Source organism: Ensifer sp. Root278 (assembly GCF_001429285.1).
GTDB lineage: Bacteria > Pseudomonadota > Alphaproteobacteria > Rhizobiales > Rhizobiaceae > Ensifer.
This window is the reverse complement of record NZ_LMJJ01000040.1, coordinates 825,275-846,280: the sequence shown is the minus strand read 5'-3', so window position 1 is coordinate 846,280 and position 21,006 is coordinate 825,275. Positions and strand designations below refer to the sequence as shown.

Below are 21,006 nucleotides of genomic sequence, written 5' to 3'. Positions count from 1 at the left end.
GACGACAACCGCGTCGCTGTGGAAATCAGGGCGGGATAAGGGTGCAGGCGCCCTTCCCGCGCCATGGATATGGAGACTGGGAATGCAACCTGCAATCAGCGTATTGGGAATGGGGCGCATGGGATCGGCGCTGGCGCATGCGCTTCTCAAGGCCGGGCACCCGACGACGGTGTGGAACCGCACGCCGGCAAAGGCGGCGCCGCTCGCTGCCGCCGGGGCCGAGGTGGCGGCAAGCGTGCGCAATGCGGTCGCCGCATCTGAGGTCGTCATCGTCAATGTCAGCGACTACCAGGCGACGCAAAGCCTTCTGCGCGACAAGGAGGTCGCCGGTGCCCTCGAGGGCAGACTGATCATCGAACTCACGTCAGGCACGCCGGATGGTGGCCGCGAGGCGCACGGCTGGGCGCAGCGGCAGGGTGCCCGCTATCTCGACGGCGCGATCCTGGCGACGCCGGACTTCATCGGCACCGAAGCGGGCACGCTGCTTGTCTCCGGTCCTTCAGCTGTTTTCGAGGAAGGCCGTAACGTGCTCGGCGCCCTCGGCGGCAATGTCCAGTTCATCGGCGAGGATCCGGGCCTCGCCAATGCGCTCGACAGCGCCGTGCTGGCGCTGATGTGGGGCGCATTGTTCGGTGCGCTGCAGTCGATCGCCGTTTGCCGGGCCGAGGCGATCGATCTCGGCGTGCTGGCAAGACAATGGACGGCGACGGCGCCGGTGGTCGAGGGGCTCGTCTCCGACCTCATCAAACGCAGCGCCGCCGGGCGCTATGACGCTGATGCCGAAACGCTCTCGTCCGTATCGCCGCATTACAGCGCGTTTCACCATTTGGTCGACCTGATGGAAGCCCGCGGCATCGACCGCACGATCACTGGGGGATACGAGGCGATCTTCCGCCGGGCGATCGAGGCCGGCCACCTGCACGACGATTTCGCATCGCTGTCGCAGTTCATGGGGCAGCCGGCGTAAGTCGAAAGGCGCGCTGGGGGCTGGCTCCACAAGGCGAGGCAGCACGAGCCGCCGAGCCTCACTTGGCAATCCCCGCGCCGCTGCCCACTGCTGCCGGCCCGAGCACACCGACCAAAGCCTTGCCGTCGGTGAAATAGGGGTCGCCGCCGCCGTTGCGGCCGGTCTTGGTGGCACCGACGCCGGGGATTTCATAGGTCGACGAAACCTGCCCCGCCTTCTTGAGGTCGCCGATCACCAGATCGCGTTCGGCATCGAGATCGGGGCCGATGTGGTGGGTGATCTGGCCGGTGTCGTGGCTCAAGCCCACGCCGCGGTCGAAGCTCGCCGAACCGAGCCAGAGCGGGCCACCGCCCTCCGCAGGCGTCGCGGTCTGCCAGAAGCGCACATGGTTGCGCTGGTCGGCGCTGCGGCCGACCGGCTTTTCGAAGGCCAGATCCTGCTCGCGACCCTCGTAGAACAGCGGACTGACAGGTGCATCGAGATCCGGGCGGTCGAGCACGACGCTGAGGCCTATATCGACGGACGATCGCGGCGTGACCTTGTCGGCAGCATCCCAGCCTGCGGCGTTAAAGGCGCGGATGATCTGCTCCTTGGAGCCGACCAGCCCGACATTGATCGGATCACCGGGAATGCCCTGCTCCGTCGATGTCACCATGGGATTGAGCGGAACCTTCCGGCGGTCATCGTGGAAGAGCCATAGCTCCGGGACCAGGAAGTAGCTGACCGCGAGGTAGGCGGCGAGCACGATCCCCAGAAGAAGAAAGGCAACGCGCATGTTCAAGCGACGGCTCATGCCACTCTCCTTCGCTCCAGGCTATGGCGGAGGTCCCGGCCACCCGGGACAGACGCAGACTATGACACCGACAGAAGCCGCTGCACAGCGGCGGCGCGTAGGCGAACGCCGCCGACAGCAGGATCGGCGATCAGGGAGCCGGCAGCCGCATATCAGGCGCGGCCATGCCTTTCGTCGCAAAGCCAGAACGAACGCGACAGCGCCCGAGGCGGCGCCTTACTCCGCCGCGTGCGCCTTCATCTCCAGCGCCTCCAACTCGTAGCTGTAGCCTTCCAGCATCTCATAGGCCTGCTCTATCGTCTTGATCTGCTCGTCGGCATTCTTGATCGCCTCGGCGATTGACCGCGAGCGGGCGCGCAGCATCGAGCCGAGCACGTCGGTCTCCGGCCGGCGGCCGAGGCGGTCGAGGTGCTTGCGCACGCGGGCGCGGTGACGCTCGAGCTCGAGAATATGGAAGCGGCTCTTGACGATATCGTCGGAGAGCTTGCGCCGCATGGCGGCGACAGGATCGAAGGTTCCGGGCTCGCGCTCGTCGAGAATGAACTCGTTGACCAGCGTTTCCAGCATCATCAGCCCCTTGAGGTCGCGCGGATCGGCGAGCTGCGGATCGTAGCCGGTGTCGTCATAGACCTTGCGGCGCACGGGATCCTTGAGCAGCTCATAGGCCACCTGCAGCCGCGCAAACTGTTCGGGATCGCCGCCGGAATCCGGATGCGCGGATTTCGCCGCCTTGCGATAGGCGCTGCGGATCGCCTGATTGTCGGCGTCGCGTTCCAGTCCAAGCAATTCGTAAGGGTCGATCACGCTGTCCCCACTTCGTCTGTCATTTCCGCCACCCGGTCGAGCCAGCCGGCGCATTCTCTGGGCGACACTTCGCCCTCTGGGCGACACTTCGCCCAGTCTTCCCGGTTATCGCCCGGCCAAGGCGACTTAATCGTCCAGGCTAGGCGACCTTCGTCCGCTCCAGGCGGAATGTCGGCCCGTCGCCTTTGCCAGTGGCTACGCCATCGCCAGCGAAGACGGAACCAACCTTCGGTAAAGCCTGCGCGTTATCCCGAGGATGTGCAAGCCTTAGGCACGCGGCCAAGCGCAACGACAGCATCCGCTGCGATCCGCGACCGGCCCCGTCGGCGGCGCGCACGTTCGGTCGCGGTCGGGACGAAATTGTGTCGAGAAACGGACCGTCCCCGATTTTTCTGCCGGAGGCGTGAATGGAGTGGCGAGAAATCGGCCAAAGCCTTGCAAAGCCTGACACTCCGCGCCTTGATGCGTCGTACAAGGCGCTTGCCTTTTTCTGCAAATCCTGTCACTTCTTGCGCCGTTCGGGCGATTTCTATCCCGGAGACTGGACTTTCAACTGCGCCCGGCTTCGTGCCGGACCGCCGGCATCGGCACCGTAGACGTCTTTTCCCCGATATCGTGACCACTCGACGCCTTTCCGCTTGCAAGCGGAAGACGAGATGCCCACATCCCCTCGGGGGCGCGGGCAACGCAAATTGACTGAAGGAAAAGGACTTCTTCCATGGCCACCAAGGGCATCGTAAAATTCTTCAACCAGGACAAGGGCTTCGGCTTCATCACGCCGGATGGCGGCGCGAAGGACGTGTTCGTACACATCTCCGCCGTTCAGGCCGCTGGCCTCGCAACGCTCAAGGATGGCCAGCAGGTCACCTTCGACACCGAGCCGGATCGCATGGGCAAGGGCCCGAAGGCCGTCAACATCCAGGCTGCCTAAGCCGGATCGTCCGGTCGGACATTCATTTGGAAACGGCGCTCCGCAGGGGGCGCCGTTTTCGTTTGGGGGCACGAGGTTTTGGAAGGCACGACTTCTGATCCCCTCATGCCTGTGCTTGTCACAGGCATCCAGCCGCCGCGCGTCGGCGCGGCGAGACCTCCCCCAACGACAATTGACCTCTGTCCTCTTCTGCGCCGCAGACGCGGCGCTGCTGGATTCCTGTGACAAGCACAGGAATGAGGGAAGAAACTTCAAGCGCCAGCCGACGCTATTCCGCCGCCTGCTTGGCCGCCATGGCCTCGAACACCGCGTCGAAGGCAGCGTGGATCACTTCGGGCCCGGCGCCCTTGCGCGTCGCGTCGGCGGAAAGCAACTGCCGATAGCGCCGCGCGCCCGGCCACCCCTGGAACAGACCGATCATATGGCGCGTCACATGGATCAGGCGGCCGCCATTGGCGATATGCGCGGCGGCGTAGTCCGCCATCACGTCACGAACATCCGCCCAGAAATCGAGATCGAAGCGATGGCCGCGCTCGGAGAAGGCGTTGGCTTCCTGCATCACCGGCGCCGCCCCGGTCAGCGGATGCGGGAAATGCCCATCCGCCGCCGTCAGCATGGCGCTGTCGTGATAGGCCGCACGGCCGAGCATCACGCCATCCAGATGCTGCAACTGCTCAAGCGCCTGACTCAACGTTTGAAGGCCGCCATTGATGCCGATGAAAAGATTGGGATTTTCCTGCTTCAGCCGATGCACGAGACCATAGTCGAGCGGCGGGATCTCGCGGTTCTCCTTCGGGCTCAGGCCCTGCAGCCAGGCCTTGCGCGCATGCACCCAGACGGCATCCGTGCCAGCGTCGACGACCCGCGAAACCAGTGCTCGCAAGGCCACTTCCGGGTCCTGATCGTCGACGCCGATGCGGCATTTGACCGTGACCGGGATCTTCACCGCCGCCTTCATCGCCGCAACGCAGGCAGCCACCGTCTCCGGTTCCTGCATCAGGCAGGCGCCGAAGGTGCCGGATTGCACCCGGTCCGACGGGCAGCCGACATTCATGTTGATCTCGTCGTAGCCGAAGTCTTCGGCGATAACAGCCGCTTCCGCCATCTTCCGGGGATCGCTGCCGCCAAGCTGAAGCGCGACCGGACGCTCGGAAGCATCAAAGCCAAGCAGCTTCTGCTTGTCGCCGCGCAGGATCGCATCGGCGACGATCATCTCGGTATAGAGCAGCGCATGCCGCGACAGTTGCCGAGCAAAGAACCGGTAGTGCCTGTCCGTCCAATCGATCATAGGCGCCACGGCAAAGACCGGTGCGTTGAAATAGTGACGGTTGCCCGGATTTCCGGGCTGTGCGCGGCCTTCTGCCATGCTCGATCAGCTCTCGTTATTCTGGTTTTGCGCGCCGGCGCTACACTGTAGCACTCACGGCAGATTTGCAGCACTGGCGCCCGATTGGCGCCAAAGCCCCCAGATGGGACGGCGCCTTATACAGCGCAACGCCGAAGAATGCGAGACCGTGTCGAACGACACGGCCCAGCCCCCGATTCTCGCCCCCCTGCAATGCGGTGATAGCCGCATGACGGCCCCTATCCGATTGATATTGCAGCCGCACGACGCGCCGGGTACAACCTGCGCGGCAACGACACATGGGGAACAACGAATGCTGAAATACCTCTCTCTCGCACTGGCTGCTCTTGCGCTTTCGGGCTGCCAGCCGCCGGCGCCGGACTCCGTTGTGGCGTCGCAAAAACCGCCGTCGGCAGCGGTGCGCAAGGAGTATGTTGCAGTGATGCGGGCCATCGACGCCAAGGGCGCCCAGTTCAAGATGGCCGAGATATCGAGTGTGGTCTTGCTCAGTCCCGAAGCCAAGATCTACGCCTTCTGTGTCCGCTTCAGGGAAACCCGGATCCAGGAGGTATTGCAGGTCGGCGGTTATGCCTTGCGCGATGGGAAGATCGTCGACTCGAGCTCGTACGATTCCCGCTGCAGCGACAAGCGACTGCGCTGGTACGACTTCCCAGAACTCCGCTCGATGCGGAGCTGATGGGATCACCACTCCAGCCGCGGCAGAGCGCCTCAGCGAGGAGCGCTCGCCCTCCGGTCCCCCCGCCGGCAATCTGGTTTCCATTTTGTTAAGCAGAATCTCCGATTGTTCCGCTTTGACATGATCGTCGTCGGAGCGAAGACATGAGCTACGATTGGAGCGGCGCACGGCGCCGGCGGACAATAGCGACCGTCATAGGGGCAGCGTTCCTTCTGGCGGCGCTGGCCGCCACGGTTGCCGCGGCAGTGGCCGGCAGCATCTTCTGAGATACCCCTTTTGGGTGAGGCAGGCGGCGAAGGCCGCCTGCCTGTATTCGAAGAACCAACGCCGGACCGAACCGCTTGCCGAACTCCGGCCAACTTGCCTTCTTCGTCGGGAATTGATCGCCTTTCGCCGCAACCAGCAAGCGAAGGAATCACGCGATGTCGAAATCCCCGGACGAAATGAGCGCAGAAGAGCTGCTCCTCCATGGCGACGCCGCCCAGCTCGGGCAACTCTCGATCCTGAATGCGACGGTTGCGGCTCTCGTCATGCAGGCCGAAGACAAGCAGGCGATCGTCGATTCCATCGCCAATTGCCTCGCCGATCTCAAGGCCGCCTGGCAGAACGAAACGGATGCGAGCTCTTTTGGCGAAGCGGCGATGGCCGGCGCGCAGGCGTCCGCCAATCTCTTTCTCTACTTCGCAGGCCCGCCCGCGCGGCACGACGCGTGACGCGATCCGCCGTCACCACCGCTTCCTGGACTTGACAGAAGCGACCGAAGGCGATTACAGCGCCGCGCGTCTATCGAGATGCCAGCGGTCGCTGTCCAGGAACCTGCTCCCTAGTTTCGCCCATCAATCGATTCCGAACTAAGGATTTGCACGGTAAGGCAGTGCCCCCTGTATCGATACAGTTGACAGGAAAAAGGACGGACGGCATGAAACGCGCGATCGCGGCACTGCTCACGCTTCTCTTGGCCGGATGCCAGTCGATGGAGTTGGAGGCGCCTGAAGTCGCAAGGCCGAGACCGGCTGCCCCCTCCGTACCGACGCTTTCCGGCGACGCGCTCCAGGCCTTCCTCGTCGGAAAGACGCTGCGCTACAACCTCAACGGCGTCAATTCCACTTTCTACGCCGACGGCCGCTACGGCTATCGCGACTACGAGGTGCGCGACGGCGGCAGCTACACGATCACTGGCGACGAGGTTTGCATCACCTTCGAGGACGGCGGGCGGCGCTGCGACCAGTATGCGCAGATCGGCCCCGACTATTATCGCATCGAGGAAGGCGGTCGCCGCACCAAGGTCGACCGCGTCGTGCCCGCGGCCTGATAGCCGATCTCCGATTAATCGCTAGACCACTGGAACCCCTCATTCCCAAGGGGTCAAATTCGCTTGCGTTCTGCCATAGTGCCGGGCGGGGAAATGGGTGCTGCGGGAGGAACAGGTGGCCCCTTTGCGAGCGACACAATGCCTTGCCCTGTCGAAGGGTGACATGGAGAGGCTGCAACGTGTCTTCGACGAGCTTTGCCGGGAACAGGGCTGGGCACGCGACGGCGAACGGGCGCGGCGCCATGCCCGCATGCTGATCGACGACTACCTTGCCGGCAATACCAACGAGATGCACCTGCTTCTTGCAGGACGCGCCTTTGCCGAGCGCCTGCGGCACGACGTCTCCCTTTAGGGTCGTGGCGTCCTTTTCGGCCATCGCCGCACGCCGCCAGCGCGTGCAGCGCGCTGATCAAACACGGAAAAGCTGCTTACAAATCCCTCCTCCTGCGCTACATTAGCAAGATCGACTGTCGATGCCGCTTGAGAGGAGCCAGGGGGCCGACAGCCGCAGTGCCGACATTCATTGAGATGATCTCGAGGAGGAGACGCATGCAAGTAGTCTGGAAACAGCCGATCGAGCTCGACTTTGTTGGCGGCATGTGCCGCACCGTGAAAGGCCCCTCAGACGCGCTCGCCTGCCTTGCCGACCATTGGCCCCGCCGCGGGCCGTTCTATGTTGCCGCCCGCAGTGCCTGCCGCGCCGCAATCGATGGTCGCCGCACGGCCGAGGAGGCGCGAACGCTGTTCATATCGGCTGCCGAAGAGGCCGAACTGGACGCTCACTGAGGCGCAACCGCGCCGGACCGTATCCCGCCGCACGAAGCGGCGCACGCTCGCCAGCGGCGGGCGCAAGATGACGTTTTAGTTGAAGCCGCAGACCCCAATACCCGTCGACGAACGGCTCAGATACCGGGCATTTGCCCAAAAACCGCATCATTTCGGCGCATTATCGCCCAATCATGCATGATTTTTCCAGAAACGGCCCGATTTCTGTCGTGAAGCCTTCACTTCTTCCGGCTATATTCTGAGGTGCCTCACAAAAACCAATTTCGGAGCGCTTTATTCCCCGCAAGGGAATTAAAAAAAAACGATAGAAAACGATATACGGGAGAGAACATATGAGCGAGAGCAATCTCTATCGCATCGTTGAAGTCAGCGTGAAGCGTGAAGGTGGCCGCCGTGACGTCGGTATCATGACGGTGCGCCAGGCCCTTGAGCTTCCCCAAGTTCCCAGTCTCGAATACAGCCATCCGGAGCTCAATTCGCGTTCCGACGGCAGGTTCCTGACCCGCGATCAGCTTCAGGCCTACGCACACTGCGCCTGAGTTTGCCGCTCACGGCATCCTCTCGGCTGCCGTGATCTCGCGCGCCCATCCGGGCGCGCTTTAGTCCCAAAATCCTTCTCAAACCTTCGTCTTATTTTTCATCGGATCGATTCCGATTCGCGGATTTATGCAGTAACGTCCGGATTCTTCCCTGCCTCGCTCGAAACCGCACTCGGTCGACGGCGAGCGCCTATCAAACGCGCAGCGATCTTTCTGTCCGTTGAGACCGATGGACGCCCAAGACCGGACGATCATGGAAACTATCATCCCTCCTCCGCTTCCCGTGCTGCTGCCGATCTCAGGCAGTCTGGTCGGCTTTCCGGTTCGCCGGGTCTATTGCGTCGGCCGCAACTATGCTGCCCACGCCATCGAGATGGGGCACGATCCGGATCGCGAACCGCCGTTCTTCTTCCAGAAGAATCCGGACAACCTGCTTGCCGCCGGTAGCGCCTTCCCCTATCCGCCGCTGACCGCCGACGTCCATCACGAGGTGGAACTCGTCGTGGCGCTGAAGCGCGGCGGCAGCGACATCGCCGTCGAGGACGCGCTGGATTGCGTCTACGGCTATGCCGTCGGCATCGACTTCACCCGCCGCGACCTGCAGGCCGAGGCCAAGAAGGCCGGAAAGCCCTGGGCTGCCGCCAAGGCCTTCGAACATTCCGCTCCGGTCTCGGCGATCGCGCCGGCCGAAGCGATCGGCCATCCGGTCAACGGCAATATCTGGCTGAAGGTGAATGGCGAAATGCGCCAGCAGGGCGATCTCGATCAGATGATCTGGAAGGTGCCGGAAGTGATCGCCGAGCTCTCCAAGCTCTTCACGCTGGCTCCCGGCGACGTCATCATGACCGGCACGCCCTCGGGCGTTGGTGCCGTCGTGCGCGGCGACCAGGTCACCTGCGGCGTCGACGGCGTCGCGGCGCTTGCGGTTACAGTTCTCTAGAGCGCCGTGCCAGGAGCGGCATAACGCGCTCTTCCTGGCATTGCATCATTTCAGACGACATGAAGGATACCTGCCGATGCCGCTTTATGCCCTTGGATCGCTTCGCCCGCAGACCCCGCCGAACGGCGGCTACTGGGTGGCCCCGGATGCCAACGTCATCGGACAGGTCGAGATTGGCGACGAGGTTGGCATCTGGTTCGGCGTGACGCTGCGCGGCGACAATGAGCCGATCCGGCTCGGCGCCCGCACCAATATCCAGGAAAACGTCGTCATCCATGTCGACCCGGGCTTCCCGGTCACGATCGGCGAAGGCTGCACCATCGGCCATGGCGCCATCATCCACGGCTGCACCATCGGCGAGAACTCGCTGATCGGCATGGGAGCGACCGTGCTGAATGGCGTCAAAATCGGCCGCAACTGCCTGGTCGGTGCCAATGCGCTGGTGACCGAGGGCAAGGAGTTTCCGGACAATTCGCTGATCGTCGGCGCGCCGGCCAAGGCGATCCGCACGCTGGACGACGCTGCTGTTGAAGGGCTGAAGCGCTCGGCAGCGCACTACGTCAAGAACTGGCGGCGCTACGCCTCCGATCTCACCCGGCTGGATTGAACCCCAGGCCAATCCGAAAAGGCGGTCCGCCCTGATTGGCGGGACCGAACTTACACGCAGCTCTGGCAATGGCCGCGGATCTCGATCGTGGTCTTCTCGGTCTTGAAGTTCTGCGCCCGCGTCAGCGTCGAAAGCCGCTGCTCGATCGCCTCGTCATGAAACTCCGTCACCTGGCCGCAGCCCTCGCAGATGGTGAAGGCGGTGACGCCGTGGTCGTGCTCGTGATCATGCGGGCAGCTACAGGCGACGAAGGCGTTCAGGCTCTCCAGCCGGTGCACGAGGCCGTATTCGAGCAGCTTGTCGAGCGCGCGATAAACCTGCAGCGGCGCACGAAAACCATGATCGCGCAGCTTGTCGAGGATCGTGTAGGCGCTCATCGGCCCTTCGGAATGGCTGAGCGCATCCATCACCAATGTCTGGTTCTTGGTCAGTTGCGGCGTCGCCATCAGTGGTGTCCTCCGGGCGTGGAATGATGCGCTGCCTCAACCGGGCGGCGGCCGATCGGTAGCAGACTCAGAACGAAAAGCCCAACCGCATCAACGACGATAGACGGTCCCGATGGCGTATCCCAGTGCAGCGAGCCGAAAAGTCCGCCGGTCACCGCGAGCGCACCGATGACGGATGCGAGAACCGCCATCACCTCCGGCGAGGTCGAGAAGCGCCTTGCGGTCGCGGCCGGGATGATCAGCAGCGAGGTGATCAGCAGGATGCCGACGATCTTCATGGCGATCGCGATGACAAGCGCCATCAACAGCATGAAGAAGAGCCGCGTGCGCTCAGGCTTCAGCCCCTCGGCTTCGGCGAGTTCCGGATTGACGGTGGACGCCAAGAGCGGCCGCCAGAGATAGACGATGGCGAAGATGACGAGAATGCCGCCGCCCCAGATGATGTCGATGTCGGATTCGGAGACAGCCAGAATGTCGCCGAAGAGGAAGCCGACGAGATCGATGCGCACCCAGGTCATGAAGGCGACGATGACGAGGCCGAAGGAGAGCGCCGAATGGGAGAGAATGCCGAGCAGCGCATCGGTTGAAAGCGCCCCTCGCCGCTGCAGGAAGAGGAGCAGTACCGAGACGACGGCCGCGACGATAAAGACACTGAGCATCAGGTTGAGCTCGAGAAGCAGCGACAGCGCCACGCCGAGCAGCGCCGAATGCGCCATGGTGTCGCCGAAATAGGCCATGCGCCGCCAGATGACGAAGCAGCCGAGTGGCCCGGCCATGACGGCAATGCCGATACCGGCGATCAGCGCGCGCACGAAGAAATCGTCAAGCATCGCGCTTCTCCTTCATGTCGTAACCATGCAGCCGCGTATGGTGGCCGCACCCGCAATCCTCGCCGTGGTCGTGCACGTTTTCCTCGTCGTCGTGGTGGTGGCCGTCGCCAGGGAAGCAATGTTCCGTAATCGATCCGTCGGCATGGAGCACCCGACCATCGGGCAGATGGGTATGGTCGTGATGGTGGCTGTAGACCGCAAGCGTATTGGCCGCCCGCCTACCGAAGAGCTTCTGGTATTCCGGGCTCTGGCTGACGGCCTGCGGCGTACCGCGGCAGCAGACGTGGCCGTTCAGGCAGACGACCGTGTCGGTCTCGGCCATGACGATGTGCAGGTCGTGCGAAATCAGAAGGATGCCGCAGCCTGTGCGGTTGCGGATCTGTTTGATCAGTTCGTAAAGCGCAATCTCGCCGCTGAAATCGACGCCCTGCACCGGCTCGTCCAGCACCAGCAGGTCGGGCTTGCGGGCGATGGCACGGGCAAGCAGCGCCCGCTGGAACTCGCCGCCCGACAGATGCTGGACTTCAGCTTTCGCCAGATGCAGCACGCCGGTCGCCGAAAGCGCTTCCTCGATCTCCCTGCCCTTCAAGGGGCCGGTCAGCGTCATCAGCCGCTCGACCGTCAAGGGCAGTGTCCAGTCGACGGCGAGCTTCTGCGGCACGTAGCCGACTTTCAGGCCCGGCTTGCGCTCGACATAGCCCTCATCCGGCTTCAACACGCCGATCGCCGCCTTTGCCGTCGTCGATTTGCCCGAGCCGTTCGGCCCGATCAGCGTGACGATCTCGCCCGGGCTGATCGAGAATTCGACGCCGCGCACCAGCCAGCGGCCGTTGCGGCGCACACCGGCATTGCTGATATTGACCAACGGCAGCGTGTCTGGGGAGCGGAAATTCAGCATGAAAAAATTCCGGATTGGATGGTTGCCACTGGCTATCGCACACGTTATAGCATAACGCAATTGATGTAATAACATTACATGATTGCTTCAAGCCCTTCAATGGCCTGTTGCATCGATGCTTTGCATGCCCGACAGCGTGCCCGGTCGATAGGGCCAGGCGCGCCATTCAAGCCCGGAGAACCCGATGAAATCGACTTCCGCCCTGCTTTTTGCCTCCACCATGCTTCTCGCCGCACCGGCCATCGCGGCCGGTCCCAATGTGGTGGTTTCGATCAAGCCGATCCACTCCCTCGTCGCCTCGATCATGCAGGGCGTCGGCGAACCGTCGCTGATTGTCGAGGGCGCCGCTTCGCCGCACACCTACAACATGAAACCTTCCAACGCCTCTGCCCTGCAGGCGGCAAAGGTGGTCTTCTGGGTCGGCCCCGGCCTTGAAGCCTTCCTCGACAAGCCGCTCGACGCGCTGAGTGGCAGCGCCAAGGTGGTGGAACTCAGCGAAGCGCCAGGCCTCGAGAAGCTGAAATTCCGCGAGGGTGGCGCGTTTGAGGCGCATGACCATGGCGATGAAGGACACGGCGACGAAGGCCACAAGCATGCGGAAGGCGAAACGGAGCATGATGACGCCGCAGCGCCGGAAGCGGCCGCCGGGCACGATCACGGCCATGATCATGAGCACGGCCACGGCGATACCGACATGCACATGTGGCTCGACCCTGTGAATGCCAAGGCGATGGCTGCCGAGATCGAGAAGACGCTCGCCGAAGCCGATCCGGACAATGCCGGCGCCTACAAGGCCAATCTTGAGGCGTTGAACAAGCGGCTGGACGACCTTGATGCAAAGCTTGCCGAAACGGTCGCGCCGGTGAAAGACAAGCCCTTCGTCGTCTTCCACGATGCCTATCAGTATTTCGAGCACCGCTACAAGGTCCGCGTCGCCGGCTCGATCACGGTCAGCCCGGAAGTGCTGCCGGGCGCCGAGCGACTTTCCCAGATCCATGCCAAGATCAAGGAGCTAGGTGCGACCTGTGTTTTTGCCGAGCCGCAGTTCGAGCCGAAGCTGATCAATGTGGTGATCGAAGGAACGCCGGCGAAATCCGGCACGCTCGACCCGGAAGCCGGCACGCTCGACGCCGGCCCGGATCTCTACTTCCAGCTGATGGAAAACATCGGCACATCGCTGAAAACCTGCCTCGCCTCGGCAAGCTGATCCGTCCTCCCAAGACGGCAAAGGCGGGCGTTCGCTTCTCTCGAATGTGGGGAGCGCCCGCCTCGCTCCGCTGGCAAAGCGTGAGATGGCATGCTTGCGAGCGGTTATCCCACACTCCGTCATCCTCGCCCTTGTGGCGGGATGCAGTGACCCGACGTCCGTCGGGTAAAAAAACTCTTTCGACCCAAGGACTTGGGCCAGCTGGATTCCTGTGACAGGCACAGGAATGACGGAGGTGTTGACCCTGCCTTCATCGGCGGGCCCTCCCGATCGGAGGCGGCTTTGTCAGCAGGCTGAAGCGGGCGATCGTGCTCGCCTTTTTTACCCGCAACAACCGTAACGATATAACATACAGGAAACAATCGATGGAAAAGCTTCCCGTTACCGTTCTCTCCGGCTTCCTCGGCGCCGGCAAGACGACGCTGCTCAACCACGTGCTTTCCAACCGCGACGGCCTGCGCGTCGCCGTCATCGTCAACGACATGAGCGAAGTCAACATCGACGCGGCGCTGGTGCGCGACGGCGGCGCCGGCCTCTCGCGCACGGAAGAGCAACTGGTGGAAATGACCAATGGCTGCATCTGTTGCACGCTGCGCGAGGATCTGCTGAAGGAGGTCCGCAACCTCGCCGAACAGAACCGCTTCGACTATCTGCTGATCGAATCGAGCGGCATTTCCGAGCCCCTGCCCGTCGCCACCACCTTCGACTTTCGCGACGAGGACGGCGAGAGCCTGGCCGATGTCGCGCGCCTCGACACGATGGTCACCGTCGTCGATGCCGTGAACCTGATCGCGGACTATTCCTCGCTCGATTTCCTTGCCGATCGCGGTGAGACGGCGGGTGAAGGCGATACACGCACGCTCGTCGACTTGCTTGTCGAGCAGATCGAATTCGCCGATGTCGTCGTTTTGAACAAGATCGGCACCGCCACGCCCGAGCAGCTGGACGCCGCCCGCAAGATCATCGTCGGCCTTAATCCGGATGCTCAGCTGATCCAAACCGACTTCGGCAAGGTGGCGCTTCGCGACGTGCTCGGAACCGGCCGCTTTGACATCATCAAGGCTGAGCAGCATCCCCTCTGGTACAAGGAACTGCACGGTTTCAAGGATCATGTTCCGGAGACAGAGGAATACGGCATCCACTCCTTCGTCTATCGCGCCCGCCGGCCTCTCGATCCCATGCGCTTCCAGGCTTTTCTCAATCGCTCCTGGCCGGGCGTCCTCAGGGCCAAGGGTTTCTTCTGGCTCGCGACCCGGCCGCACTATGTCGGCGAGATCAGCCAGGCGGGTCCGCTCGTCAGAACCGGCAAGATGGGCCTCTGGTGGTCCGCGGTGCCGAAGGAGCAATGGCCGCGCGACCCTGGCTTCCTGAAGGCTGTCGGTCCCTATATCGATCCGGTCTGGGGCGACCGACGCCAGGAGATCGTCTTCATCGGCGCAGATCCGATGAGCGAGACAGAGATTCGCGCCGAACTCGACGCCTGCCTCATCGCCGACGAAGCCTTCCAACCAGAGCGCTGGCGCGATCTCGCCGATCCCTTCGCCAACTGGTCGCCGCGGGCCGCCTGATGGCAGAGGCCGCGCCAATTCCGCGTCGGCCGCGCTTCATGTGCATGGCGCTCAACACCGCCGGGCGGCCGGTGCCGATGTTCGATCCGTTCTTAGGGGAAACGGCTGGGGAGGAAGAGGCATTGGAGCCAATGGGCGAGATCGAAGGCATGTTGTTCGGAGAGCGGGAATACTCGCCGACCCTCGGAACGGTAGCGGTGCGCGCCAAGTGAAGGGGAACAAGACTCGAAGAGGCGCTTGTGAAGTGCAACAGCCGCAAAAACCTCCTCATTCCTGTGCTTGTCACAGGAATCCAGCCGCGCCGCGTCGGCGGCGCGAGAAAACTCCAGGCGTCCAGCATTCCTTTCGCCGTGCCGACGCACGGCGGCTGGATCTCTGTGACAAGCACAGAGATGAGGGAGGTCTTGGTCGGCGCCGGGCGTCCGGGGGCATCCTCAGAATGATAGAAATGCCATTGCTGGCCAGCGGCGGCGCAACCGCCGCCCCTGGCCAGAAGATTGTCCTCACCGTGCCGTCGCCAGGCCGACGATGACGCCGGTTGCAAGGCTGATCAGAAGGAAGTCGTTGTCGACCCGCACCCACTGCTGGCCGCGCGGCGGCGGACGCAGCTTGTAATAGCGATAGTCGCGCACCTGGGCCATGTGGCGGCGGTCGGCCGGCGACAGGCGATGGCCGCGCGCCCAGCGTTCCTTCTTCTTGACGATCACCCGTTTCTCGATCGTGACGTGCTTGTCGACGTCGCGGTCGACGTGACGATCCATCTGGCGATCGCCATTCCGGTCGATTGGGCGGCGGGAGCGGTCATAGTTCTGCGCCACCTCGAAGGATCCTGCCGGCTGGGCAAGTGCCGCGACCGGCGCGATCAGAACGGAGCTGGCGACGAGCGCGATCAGGAGACGTTTCATTCGGGTGTCCTTTCGTTGTCTTCACCCGAAAATTAGCCCCCTCTTCCTGAACCGAATATGAAAGCGCTACATTACAAATACGTAATGATATCTGACGCTTATGCTGCATTCCTAATATCCATTACTCAACCTTCCGCAAGGCTGACGTAGCGGAAATGGTCGAAATCGGCGGCCTTGCCCACCCCCGACGTGTCGAAGGCGAACATCCCGGCAAAAGCACCGGTGAAGGATCCATGCTCGCCGCGACCGCCCTCGTCCGAAACGACGCCCGCATCGAGAACCGGGCCGATCGCGCGCCAATCCCCTGTTCGTGTCTCCCGCCAGAAGAACTGCAGATCGTTGTCGCGGATCTCCATGGCAAGGTCGATCGGTCCGTCGGGGATGGCGATGCCGCTGCCAACAGGGAACTCCAGCCGCCCATGCGGGAAATCGCCGGGGCATGAGAGGATGGTCAGCGCCCGCCCGAGCGTTTCATGCCAGGTGATGCCGAGCGCATGGAACTTGTGACGATTATAGTAGTGCGTCAGGCCCGCGACCTGCTGATAGGTTTCGGCCTTGAAATCGGCCGTCGTCTCGGCGCGGAAGGCGTGATGTTCCTGTCGGCGGGCGACCAGCGCCTGCTCGAACCAACTGCCGATGCTCTCGCGCCCGAAGAGCCGGAGATGCCCGGGCCGCCATTCGAGCGAAAAGATCCGCTCCGGCGCAGGCGTGCGCAGCCACTGGAACTCGATCGGCAGCGCGCTGTCGTTGAAATCCGTCTCTACGACGGTCGCTGCCGGTATCCGCTCGACCTGAACTGGAGCGGGCACGAGCACCTCCGGCACCGGGCCACCGCTTTCGAGATAGAGCCAGCCGTCATCGCGCCAGACGCATTTCTGCAGCGCCGTCTCGCGGCCGAGCGTGCAGCGACGCTGCGGCGGCAGCGGCCGGCCGCAGAGATGCGTGTGATAGGCCTGACCATCAGGTGTTTCGACATATTGCCCGTGTCCCGCGCGCTGCAGCGGCGCCTCCGGGTGATCCTTTGATGTCATCAGGTAGGTATCCGGATGCATCTCGTAGGGACCATCGATCGTGCGCGACCGCGCCATGGTCACGGCATGATCATATCCGGTGCCGCCTTCCGCCGTCGTCAGGTAGTACCAGCCATTGCGTTTGAAGAGATGCGGCCCCTCGACCAGGCCGAGCGCCGAGCCCGCAAAGATGTTCTTCACCGGACCGACAAGCTTGCGTGTGCGCTCGTCCCACTCCTGCAGCAAAATGCCGTCGAAAGCCGGATGCTTGGGCGAACCGCCGAAACTCTCGGTGCGGTGATTCCACTGCATGTTGAGGAACCACTTGCGGCCGTCATCGTCGTGGAAGAGCGACGGATCGAATCCGGAGGAATTGACGTAGACCGGATCCGACCAGGTCGCCTCGATCGCTTCCGCCGTGACGATGTAGTTGTGCGCGTCCTTGAAGTTGCCGTCGAAGCGCTTGACGTCTGTGTAAACCAGCCAGAACAGCCCGTCGTTGTAGGACAGGCACGGCGCCCAGACGCCGCAGCTATCAGGGTTGCCGCGCATGTCGAGCTGGCTTGCCCGCTCCAGCGGCCGACGCACGAGCCGCCAGTTCACCAGGTCACGCGAGTGATGGATCTGCACGCCCGGATACCATTCGAAGGTGGAGGTCGCGATGTAGTAATCGTCGCCGACGCGGCAGATCGAAGGGTCCGGGTTGAACCCCTTCAGGATCGGGTTGCGGATCATGGCAGTCATGAGTTTCGGCGTCCTCCGTTGGTGCGCACATCCGATCTCAAAAATCATACGATTTCAAGACTGCAACGTTGCAGTAAGACGTTCAAGCACCTCTCTATGGCCGTCTTTCCACACCGATTCGCACCGCTGACGCGCCGGCGGGAACCGTCCGCTCACGCTCAGACCGACGAAGCGGTACGGGTTTGCACAAACAATGGGCAGAGCGCCGGGACAGCTTATTCTACTTTAGTCGGAGGCGGCCGAACTACACGGGAAAATCGTACCTCGGACTTGAACGCGCGCTTGAAATCGGCACTCTGGCTGTGCTTGGCACAAGAACCATAAGAGCCATCGCGGGGAGGAAATCGATGAGAGCTTTGCTCGGCTTCAGCCGATTAATAGACACGATCACGGAATTCATCGGAAAGGGCGTTTCATGGCTGATCCTGGCGGCAGTGCTCGTCAGCGCCGGCAATGCCGTGATCCGAAAAATCTTCAACATGTCGTCGAACGCCTGGCTCGAGGCGCAATGGTACCTGTTCGGCGCCGCCTTCATGTTTGCCGCCGCCTACACGCTCAGCCAGAACGAACACATCCGTATCGACGTGGTCTACGGCCAGTTCTCGCGTCGCGTGCAGCACTGGATCGATCTGCTCGGACACCTGCTGTTCCTGATGCCCTTCGTTCTCCTGGTGCTCTACTACCTCTTCCCCTACGTGAAGATGTCCTACGTCTCGGGCGAGGTCTCCTCCTCGGCCGGCGGCCTGATCATCTGGCCGGCCAAGGCCATCCTGCTGGTCGGCTTCCTGCTGCTCGCCTTCCAGGGTGTGTCGGAAATCATCAAGAAGATCGCGATCATGACCGGAAACATGGAAGACCCGACACCCTATGTGCCGACCCATGCGCCGCTTGACGATGTCGTGTCTCCGGAGACCCGTCCATGATCGAATTCATTGCTGAAAACCTGGCGCCGATCATGTTCGCGTCGCTGATCGTGTTCCTGCTCTTGGGATACCCGGTCGCCTTCTCGCTCGCCGCCAACGGCTTGCTGTTCTTCATCATCGGCGTCGAGCTCGCGCCGCTGTCGGACTCGATCAATCTTTCCTGGCCGCTGCTCAATGCACTGCCGGACCGGTTCTGGGGGGTGATGTCAAACGACACATTGCTCGCCATCCCGTTCTTTACCTTCATGGGGATCGTGCTCGAGAAATCGGGCATGGCCGAAGACCTGCTCGACACCGTCGGCCAGCTCTTCGGCCCGATCCGCGGCGGTCTTGCCTATGCGGTCATCTTCGTCGGCGCGCTGCTCGCAGCCACCACCGGTGTCGTTGCCGCCTCGGTCATCGCCATGGGCCTGATCTCGCTGCCGATCATGCTGCGCTACGGCTATGACCGGAAGGTCGCCTCGGGCGTCATCGCGGCTTCGGGCACGCTTGCCCAGATCATCCCGCCGTCGCTCGTGCTCATCGTTCTTGCCGACCAGCTCGGCCGCTCGGTCGGCGACATGTACGCCGGCGCCCTGATCCCGGGCCTCGTGCTGACCGGCCTTTACATGGTCTACATCCTGCTGATGACCTTCATCCGGCGCGATTCGATGCCGGCCCTGCCGCTGGAAGCCCGCACGCTCGGTTCCGGCGTCACGTCGCTCGCCGTTGCGCTGGCGGTGGCGGCAGGCATCGCGTATGCCGCCCACGTCTATCTCTACCCGACCCAGGGCGAGAATGCCGACATCCTCGGCGGCACCGTCGGCGTCATCGTCATCTACGTCGTCGCGCTTATCGACCGCGGCCTGAAGATCAATGCGATGTCGAGGCTTGCCCAGCAGGTCATCATCGTGCTGATCCCGCCCTTGGCGCTGATCTTCCTCGTCCTCGGCACCATCTTCCTCGGCATCGCGACGCCGACCGAAGGCGGTGCGATGGGCGCCGTCGGTGCGCTGATCATGGCAGCCGCCAAGGGCCGTCTCAACATGGACGTGGTGCGCGGGGCGCTCACGGCAACGACCCGGCTTTCGGCCTTCGTGCTGTTCATCCTGATCGGTGCGCGCGTCTTCTCGCTCACCTTCTATGGCGTCAACGGCCACATCTGGGTCGAACACCTGCTGACGGCGATGCCGGGCGGCGAAACCGGCTTCCTCATTACCGTCAACCTGCTCGTCTTCTTCCTGGCCTTCTTCCTGGATTTCTTCGAGCTCGCCTTCATCATCGTGCCGCTCCTGGCGCCCGCCGCCGACAAGCTCGGCATCGACCTCATCTGGTTCGGCGTTCTGCTCGGCATCAACATGCAGACGAGCTTCATGCACCCACCCTTCGGCTTCGCGCTCTTCTATCTGCGTTCGGTCGCGGCAAAGGTGCCCTATCTCGACAAAATCACCGGCAAGACGATCCAGCCCGTCACGACCGGGCAGATCTACTGGGGTGCGGTGCCTTTCGTCGGCATCCAGATCCTGATGGTGGCGCTGACGATCATGTTCCCGCAGATGGTCATGCACTACAAGGGAACGGGCACGGGCGTCGATCCGAACACAATCAAGATCGAGGTGCCGGGCTTTGCGCCGGGTGGTGGCCTGACGCTTCCGGACAATGGCGGTGGCCTCGGCCTTCCGGGCGGCCTGCAGCTTCCAGGCGGCAGCCCGCTCGACCAGAAGCCTGCGGATCAGGGCGGCGGCTCCGGCGCCCAGCCGCAGACCGCGCCCTCGAACGACCTCAGCCAGCCGCCTTCGTTCGGCGGCACGGGTGCCCAGCCGCAGACGGCACCGTCAAACGACCTCAGCCAGCCGCCTTCGTTCAAGTAAGACGGCTGGCACACAAAATATAAGGGCGGCCCCGCAAGGGCCGCCCTTTTCGTTTGCCGACAACGATACTCGATGCCTGTAGGAGGTCGAGCGCAAACCACACTCTCCCCCATTCCTGTGCCTGTCACAGGAATCTAGCCAGCCCAAGTCCTTGGGCTGAAAAGAGTCTTTCGATCCGACGGACGTCGGATCGCTGGATCCCCGCCACAAGGGCGAGGATGAGGGAGAACGGGGCACGCATATCGCCGCAGGCCATCGTCGAGGTCTGTCAGCAATCTCAGGGCAGCCACACCAAACGCACTTGCTCAATCGATCCTCTTGGCCGGATTGTCGCGATACCAGTCGACGATCATGGGCATCATCTCCTCGAACGGTCCGCCGACATAGACGTTGAGCAGACCCATGCGCGATGCGCTCTCATTGCGGAAATCATGCATCGTTCCGCGCGGGATGACGCAGAGCGAGCCCTTGGCCATCTGGTGCCAGGTGTCGCCGACCAGGATGCTGGCGGTGCCCTCGATGACGTAGAAAATCTCGTCATTGTCGTCGTGCTTGTGAGCGCCGGGTCCTTCATGCCGAGCATCGAGCCACCATTCCGAGATCGAAAAGCGGCCTAGGGTTTCCGGGCGATCGGCTTTGAAGACAGCCTGTATGGCACCCATGTCGTACCGGCGGCCCTGATGGGGACCGAGCACGACCGATTGGCCTTCGCTTGGCATTGCACCTTCTCCCTTTCATCAAGGCCGCAACCATACCACGAAACCGCTGCCGTGCCGCGCCTCCTGCGCATGCGTAGGGATCAGAAATGCAGGGTCGTCGGGACGCCGGCGGCCTCCGGCCGAAACGAAAAGCCGCCCGCAACAGACGTTGCGAGCGGCCCTTTGTCATCAGCAACAGGCGAAAG

General features: G+C 62.9%; 25 protein-coding genes. 16 read left to right on the top strand and 9 right to left on the bottom strand.

The genetic code is table 11. The features are described 5' to 3' along the window. Window positions 1–82 precede the first annotated feature (82 nt). The gene (locus tag ASE60_RS25910; RefSeq protein WP_244495703.1) at window positions 83–967 is read left to right on the top strand and encodes an NAD(P)-binding domain-containing protein; all 885 of its coding nucleotides are present in this window, start codon (window positions 83–85) and stop codon (window positions 965–967) included. Window positions 968–1,025: 58 nt separating this feature from the next. Here ASE60_RS25910 and ASE60_RS25905 read toward each other — a convergent pair whose 3' ends face one another. Both ASE60_RS25905 and ASE60_RS25900 read right to left on the bottom strand, forming a co-directional pair. Next, entirely contained in the window at window positions 1,026–1,760 is a 735-nt protein-coding gene (locus ASE60_RS25905) for an LssY C-terminal domain-containing protein (protein ID WP_057254299.1), read from the bottom strand. A gap of 216 nt (window positions 1,761–1,976) precedes the next feature. After that, on the bottom strand, window positions 1,977–2,618 hold the full coding sequence (locus ASE60_RS25900; RefSeq protein ID WP_093232964.1) for a J domain-containing protein: 642 nt from the start codon (window positions 2,616–2,618) through the stop codon (window positions 1,977–1,979). 664 nt (window positions 2,619–3,282) lie between these two features. Between ASE60_RS25900 and ASE60_RS25890 the strand changes: the two genes are divergently transcribed. Then, a complete protein-coding gene (locus tag ASE60_RS25890; protein ID WP_034788487.1) occupies window positions 3,283–3,495 on the top strand; it encodes a cold-shock protein in 213 nt (70 codons plus the stop codon). A 268-nt stretch (window positions 3,496–3,763) separates the two neighbouring features. On the opposite strand, the gene dusA is transcribed toward ASE60_RS25890, so the two are convergent. Further along, the gene (gene dusA / locus ASE60_RS25885; RefSeq protein WP_057254294.1) at window positions 3,764–4,861 is read right to left on the bottom strand and encodes a tRNA dihydrouridine(20/20a) synthase DusA; all 1,098 of its coding nucleotides are present in this window, start codon (window positions 4,859–4,861) and stop codon (window positions 3,764–3,766) included. Window positions 4,862–5,153: 292 nt separating this feature from the next. On the opposite strand from dusA, the gene ASE60_RS25880 reads away from it, so the two are divergent. The 9 genes from ASE60_RS25880 (at window position 5,154) to ASE60_RS25845 (ending at window position 9,721) form a co-directional block, all read left to right on the top strand. Continuing rightward, a complete protein-coding gene (locus ASE60_RS25880; RefSeq protein WP_192494751.1) occupies window positions 5,154–5,537 on the top strand; it encodes a hypothetical protein in 384 nt (127 codons plus the stop codon). Window positions 5,538–5,680: 143 nt separating this feature from the next. Further along, window positions 5,681–5,803 carry a hypothetical protein gene (locus tag ASE60_RS36110; RefSeq protein ID WP_255570991.1) on the top strand — a complete coding sequence of 41 codons (123 nt, stop codon included), beginning with the start codon at window positions 5,681–5,683 and terminating at the stop codon, window positions 5,801–5,803. A 156-nt stretch (window positions 5,804–5,959) separates the two neighbouring features. After that, the gene (locus ASE60_RS25875) at window positions 5,960–6,250 is read left to right on the top strand and encodes a hypothetical protein (protein WP_057254292.1); all 291 of its coding nucleotides are present in this window, start codon (window positions 5,960–5,962) and stop codon (window positions 6,248–6,250) included. A 206-nt stretch (window positions 6,251–6,456) separates the two neighbouring features. Further along, window positions 6,457–6,849 carry a hypothetical protein gene (locus tag ASE60_RS25870; RefSeq protein WP_057254290.1) on the top strand — a complete coding sequence of 131 codons (393 nt, stop codon included), beginning with the start codon at window positions 6,457–6,459 and terminating at the stop codon, window positions 6,847–6,849. A gap of 115 nt (window positions 6,850–6,964) precedes the next feature. Beyond that, window positions 6,965–7,201: a hypothetical protein gene (locus tag ASE60_RS25865; protein WP_093232960.1), complete on the top strand. Its 237-nt coding sequence runs from the start codon at window positions 6,965–6,967 to the stop codon at window positions 7,199–7,201. A 197-nt stretch (window positions 7,202–7,398) separates the two neighbouring features. After that, window positions 7,399–7,635, top strand: coding sequence for a DUF982 domain-containing protein (locus tag ASE60_RS25860; RefSeq protein ID WP_082616090.1), 237 nt, complete (start codon window positions 7,399–7,401; stop codon window positions 7,633–7,635). Window positions 7,636–7,967: 332 nt separating this feature from the next. Then, window positions 7,968–8,174 (top strand): hypothetical protein, encoded by a 207-nt coding sequence (locus ASE60_RS25855; RefSeq protein ID WP_057254287.1) that lies wholly within the window; start codon window positions 7,968–7,970, stop codon window positions 8,172–8,174. 253 nt (window positions 8,175–8,427) lie between these two features. Continuing rightward, the gene (locus ASE60_RS25850; RefSeq protein ID WP_057254473.1) at window positions 8,428–9,114 is read left to right on the top strand and encodes a fumarylacetoacetate hydrolase family protein; all 687 of its coding nucleotides are present in this window, start codon (window positions 8,428–8,430) and stop codon (window positions 9,112–9,114) included. A gap of 76 nt (window positions 9,115–9,190) precedes the next feature. Then, complete coding sequence (locus ASE60_RS25845; RefSeq protein WP_057254285.1) at window positions 9,191–9,721, top strand: gamma carbonic anhydrase family protein; 531 nt, start codon at window positions 9,191–9,193, stop codon at window positions 9,719–9,721. 50 nt (window positions 9,722–9,771) lie between these two features. Here ASE60_RS25845 and ASE60_RS25840 read toward each other — a convergent pair whose 3' ends face one another. Genes ASE60_RS25840 through ASE60_RS25830 form a run of 3 tightly spaced genes read right to left on the bottom strand, consistent with a single transcriptional unit; the run spans window position 9,772 to window position 11,895 of the window. Beyond that, the gene (locus ASE60_RS25840; RefSeq protein WP_057254283.1) at window positions 9,772–10,167 is read right to left on the bottom strand and encodes a Fur family transcriptional regulator; all 396 of its coding nucleotides are present in this window, start codon (window positions 10,165–10,167) and stop codon (window positions 9,772–9,774) included. Then, window positions 10,167–10,997, bottom strand: a complete 831-nt coding sequence (gene znuB, locus ASE60_RS25835) for a zinc ABC transporter permease subunit ZnuB (RefSeq protein WP_057254281.1) — start codon at window positions 10,995–10,997, stop codon at window positions 10,167–10,169. Before znuB ends, ASE60_RS25840 begins: the two co-directional genes overlap by 1 nt. After that, window positions 10,990–11,895, bottom strand: a complete 906-nt coding sequence (locus ASE60_RS25830; protein ID WP_057254279.1) for a metal ABC transporter ATP-binding protein — start codon at window positions 11,893–11,895, stop codon at window positions 10,990–10,992. Before ASE60_RS25830 ends, znuB begins: the two co-directional genes overlap by 8 nt. Before the next feature lie 184 nt (window positions 11,896–12,079). Here ASE60_RS25830 and znuA point away from each other — a divergent pair, with 184 nt between their 5' ends. From znuA to ASE60_RS34890, 3 genes are all read left to right on the top strand, one after another. Beyond that, window positions 12,080–13,102, top strand: a complete 1,023-nt coding sequence (gene znuA, locus ASE60_RS25825; RefSeq protein ID WP_057254278.1) for a zinc ABC transporter substrate-binding protein ZnuA — start codon at window positions 12,080–12,082, stop codon at window positions 13,100–13,102. Window positions 13,103–13,467: 365 nt separating this feature from the next. Beyond that, window positions 13,468–14,670 (top strand): GTP-binding protein, encoded by a 1,203-nt coding sequence (locus ASE60_RS25820; protein WP_057254276.1) that lies wholly within the window; start codon window positions 13,468–13,470, stop codon window positions 14,668–14,670. Continuing rightward, a complete protein-coding gene (locus ASE60_RS34890; RefSeq protein ID WP_110878712.1) occupies window positions 14,670–14,882 on the top strand; it encodes a hypothetical protein in 213 nt (70 codons plus the stop codon). The genes ASE60_RS25820 and ASE60_RS34890 overlap by 1 nt, the downstream gene beginning before the upstream one ends. A 291-nt stretch (window positions 14,883–15,173) precedes the next feature. Here ASE60_RS34890 and ASE60_RS25815 read toward each other — a convergent pair whose 3' ends face one another. Together ASE60_RS25815 and ASE60_RS25810 are read right to left on the bottom strand one after the other, a co-directional pair. Further along, window positions 15,174–15,575, bottom strand: a complete 402-nt coding sequence (locus ASE60_RS25815) for an RcnB family protein (protein ID WP_057254274.1) — start codon at window positions 15,573–15,575, stop codon at window positions 15,174–15,176. Between the two features lie 125 nt (window positions 15,576–15,700). Continuing rightward, on the bottom strand, window positions 15,701–17,329 hold the full coding sequence (locus tag ASE60_RS25810; protein WP_057254272.1) for a glycoside hydrolase family 43 protein: 1,629 nt from the start codon (window positions 17,327–17,329) through the stop codon (window positions 15,701–15,703). Between the two features lie 347 nt (window positions 17,330–17,676). Here ASE60_RS25810 and ASE60_RS25805 point away from each other — a divergent pair, with 347 nt between their 5' ends. Continuing rightward, entirely contained in the window at window positions 17,677–18,252 is a 576-nt protein-coding gene (locus tag ASE60_RS25805; RefSeq protein ID WP_057254270.1) for a TRAP transporter small permease subunit, read from the top strand. Continuing rightward, a complete protein-coding gene (locus tag ASE60_RS25800; protein WP_057254268.1) occupies window positions 18,249–20,102 on the top strand; it encodes a TRAP transporter large permease subunit in 1,854 nt (617 codons plus the stop codon). Before ASE60_RS25805 ends, ASE60_RS25800 begins: the two co-directional genes overlap by 4 nt. A gap of 305 nt (window positions 20,103–20,407) precedes the next feature. Here ASE60_RS25800 and ASE60_RS25795 read toward each other — a convergent pair whose 3' ends face one another. Beyond that, on the bottom strand, window positions 20,408–20,821 hold the full coding sequence (locus ASE60_RS25795) for a cupin domain-containing protein (RefSeq protein ID WP_057254267.1): 414 nt from the start codon (window positions 20,819–20,821) through the stop codon (window positions 20,408–20,410). Window positions 20,822–21,006: the final 185 nt, after the last annotated feature.